General features: G+C 76.3%; 1 protein-coding gene and 1 pseudogene. Both read left to right on the forward strand.

Annotation, left to right across the window (positions count from 1 at the left end):
• The coding region (locus tag ESO86_RS18310) for an AAA family ATPase (RefSeq protein ID WP_422836518.1) at positions 1–313 on the forward strand (313 nt) is incomplete at its 5' end.
• A 2-nt stretch (positions 314–315) separates the two neighbouring features.
• A pseudogene (locus tag ESO86_RS18315) lies at positions 316–607 on the forward strand (DUF58 domain-containing protein); the annotation flags it as partial.

The following is a 607-nucleotide window of genomic DNA, read 5'->3' on the forward strand; positions in this document are numbered from 1 at the left end:
CCGGGCGGCCGCTCGACGCGTCGGCGTCGCCGACGACGTCCTCGCCTACGTCGTCGACCTCGCACGCGCCACGCGCCGGAGCCCGTCGATGCGGCTCGGCGTGAGCCCGCGTGCCGTCGCGGGGCTCCTCGCCGCTGCGAAGGCCTGGGCGTGGCTGACCGCGGTCGAGAAGGTGACGCCCGATCACGTGCAGGCCATGCTGCTCCCGGCCTGGCGCCACCGCGTGCAGCTCCGCCCGGAGGCCGAGCTCGAGGGCGTGTCGGTCGACCAGGTGCTGCGATCGGTCGTGCAGCAGGTGCAGGTCCCGCTCTGACGATGGCGCTCACCGGACGATTCAGCCTGCTCGTCGCCCTCGGCGTCGTGCCCGTCGTGCTGCTCGGCGGCGACGCGGGCGCCGCATGGGCGAGCCTCGTGGTCTGGCTGCTCGTCGCGGTCGGCCTCGGTGCGATCGACCTCGCGGCCGCGGCATCCCCACGCCTGGTCGCCGTCGAGCGCGACCTCCCGCCGCGGCTGCGCCTCGGCGAGACGGTCCGCTCCGAGCTGGTGCTCCGGAACCTCGGACGGCGGCGTCTCCGCGCCGAGGTGCGCGACGGCTGGCCGCCCTCGG

Source organism: Agromyces binzhouensis, assembly GCF_004135055.1.
GTDB lineage: Bacteria > Actinomycetota > Actinomycetes > Actinomycetales > Microbacteriaceae > Agromyces > Agromyces binzhouensis.